Consider the following 2,851-nt stretch of genomic DNA (forward strand, 5'->3'; position numbering starts at 1 on the left):
CCTCGGTGTGGCGATGCTGCTGGTGTTCCTCGCCGCGGTCGTGGTCGTCCGCTCCCGCCCGGTGGTGCTCACCGCGGTGGTCACCGTGCTGCTCGGCGTGGCATCGCTCGGGACGTCGGTGGCGATCCTCGACCGCGACACCGGTGTTCCGCTGCCCTGGCGGTACCTCGTCGACCTGCCGCTGGTCGGTCAGGCGGAGGCAGGCCGGCTGGCGCCGTTCGTGGCGCTCGGGGTGGTGACCGTGTGGGCCCTGGCGCTCGAGCACCTCACCCGCCCCGGAGCGGGCCGGTGGCGCCGGGCCGGGCGCGCGGTCGTGGTGGTCCTCGTGCTCGCGGCGGCGGTCACCTGGGTGCCGGTGGACGACCAGCGCACGGCCAGCGCCGACGTGCCCGGCTTCTTCACCTCGGGAGCGCCGGGGCTGGGCCCGGTGGCCGCCGACGGTGGCCCACCGATCGTCGAGATGGTGCCGCGACCCTCACAGGCCTGGCAGGGAGGCGGCGACCCGCTGCGTTGGCAGGCCCTCGCCGGTTTCTCCTACCGGCAGACCGGCGGCTACTTCATCGGCGGCAGCGCGTCCGAGCCGGTGCTCTACGAGGGCGCTGTCGGTGCGTTCCAGCGAGGCATCGCCGACGGCGGGCGGGGCGACGTGGCCGCGGCCCGGACCGATCTGGCGGCCCGACGGGTGACCGCGATCGTCGTCGTGCCCGCGGTGCTGCGCGACCCCGACGCCTCGCTGGGCTGGGCACGCGCCGTGGGCGGTGACCTCGGACGTTACGAGAACGGGGTCTGGATCGTCCCGATCTGTCCAGGGATTCGTTGCGGGGCGTGACTCGATCGATCCCGTCGGGCGATACCGTGGTCGCACGGATGAGCACGGCCGGCAATGGTCGTCCGACGAGGACCACGGGAGGCGCGACCATCGCTCGCAGGGACTCGCCCGTCGAGAACGACCTGGTCATCGTCCTGACCTACTACGCGCCCTACGTGTCGGGCTTGACCAACGTGGCCCGTGATGTCGCCGAGGGCCTCGCCGCGCGGGGCTGGCGGGTGTGTGTGGTGGCCAGCAAGCACGAACCGTCGCTCCCCACCAACGAGACCCTCAACGGCGTGCGGATCGTGCGCGCACCGGTCCTCGCGAAGGTCGGCAAGGGGACCATCGGCGTCAACCTGACGCGGATGGCCCTCCGGGAGATGCGTCGCTCGCGGGTGGCGAACCTCCACCTGCCGCTGATCGAGGCCGGCCTGCTCACCGCGCTCGCCCCGATCCCCGTCGTCTCCACCTACCACTGCGACGTCAGCCTGCCACCGGGCATGGTCAACGTGGCCCAGCGCGAGGCGGTCGACCGGTCCAGCCGCTCCGGGATGCGCCGCTCGGCGGCGACGGTCGTGACCAGCGAGGACTATGCCCGGCGGAGCCGGTTGTGGCCGGTGATCGCACCGAACATGGTGGCGATCCCGCCGCCCTGCGTCCCGGTGACGGAGGGTGCGCCGACCTACCGTCGCGGCGAGGGGTTCCACGTGGGCTTCCTGGGCCGGATCGTCGAGGAGAAGGGTGTCGAGCACCTCGTCGATGCCTTCCTCGCCCTCGACGACCCCGACGCCCGCCTGCTGATCGGTGGGGAGCACTCGGGGATCGCGGGAGGCAGCGTCGTGGAGCGGGTGCGGGCCCACGCCGGCAACGACGACCGGATCGACCTGCTGGGGTTCGTCCCCGACCAGCGCCTCGCCGACTTCTACTCCTCGATCGACGCCTTCGCCCTGCCGTCGGTCAACGCGTTCGAGGCGTTCGGGATCGTGCAGGTCGTCGGCATGCTGGCGGGGGTTCCGGCCCTCGTCAGTGACCTGCCCGGGGTGCGGTTGCCGGTCCAGCGGACCGGGTTCGGCACGATCGTCCCCGCGGCCGACGTGCCGGCGTTGCGTGACGGGCTGGCACGGCTGCGCGACGCCCCGCCCGACCCGGCCGCCGGTCGCGACGCCGCGGCCGAGGCGTTCAGCGTCGAGTCCGTGCTCGACGCCTACGAGGCGGTCTTCACCAAGGCCGCCGGCTGACATCGACACTGCTGGAGAACCGCCCGTGACCACCGACCGTGACGCCTCCTCCGACATCGCCGACGTCTCCCGCACCTGGACGAAGCTCGGTGGCGACGACCCGATGTGGGCCGTGCTCACGGACAGGAACAAGCGCCGGAAGGACTCCGGTGCGTGGAGCCCGGAGGACTTCCTGGCCACCGGCGTCGACGAGATCACCACGGTGATGGCCCGGCTCGGCGAGCTCGGCCTCGAGGTCGGGCGGGCGCGTGCCCTGGACTTCGGCTGCGGCGCGGGCCGGCTCTCCCACGGCCTGGCCTCGGTCGGGTTCTCCGAGGTCCTCGGCTGCGACATCTCGCCGACGATGCTCGACAAGGCACGGGAGATCGTTCCCGACGACGCGTGCCGGTTCGTCCAGGTGACCGGGACCGACCTGGCCGCGGTGGAGACGGACTCGGTGGATCTCGTCTACTCCTGCCGGGTGCTGCAGCACATGCCGCCTGCCCTCGCGCACGGGTACATCCGGGAGTTCTGGCGCGTGGCCCGGCCGGGCGCGGTCGTCGTCTTCCAGATGCCGACCCGGCCCGCGTCCTCGGTGGCGGGCCGGGTGCTCGCCGCCCTGCCGGTGCCGGTGGCGCGGGTGCTGCGGCGCGGCATGGAGATGCACGGGACCCCGGAGCCCGACGTGCAGCGGTTGGTGGAATCGCTGGGGGCGCGGATGGTCACGGCCGACCCGGACACCAGCGCCGGTTCCCGGTGGGACGGCCGTCTCTACGTGACGACCTCGGCCTGACCTGGAGAGACGTCTGATCGGGTGACCTCT

At 72.9% G+C, this 2,851-nt stretch carries 2 protein-coding genes and 1 pseudogene; all 3 read left to right on the forward strand.

Annotated features, from left to right (window positions below):
- Positions 1 to 829 (forward strand): annotated as a pseudogene (locus VGH76_RS06850) (hypothetical protein); the annotation flags it as partial.
- Positions 830 to 867: 38 nt separating this feature from the next.
- On the forward strand, positions 868 to 2,049 hold the full coding sequence (locus VGH76_RS06855; RefSeq protein WP_331555877.1) for a glycosyltransferase family 4 protein: 1,182 nt from the start codon (positions 868 to 870) through the stop codon (positions 2,047 to 2,049).
- A gap of 25 nt (positions 2,050 to 2,074) precedes the next feature.
- A complete protein-coding gene (locus VGH76_RS06860) occupies positions 2,075 to 2,821 on the forward strand; it encodes a class I SAM-dependent methyltransferase (protein ID WP_331555878.1) in 747 nt (248 codons plus the stop codon).
- Positions 2,822 to 2,851 lie beyond the last annotated feature (30 nt).

The organism is Actinomycetospora sp. (assembly GCF_036497585.1).
Classification (GTDB): Bacteria; Actinomycetota; Actinomycetes; order Mycobacteriales; family Pseudonocardiaceae; genus Actinomycetospora.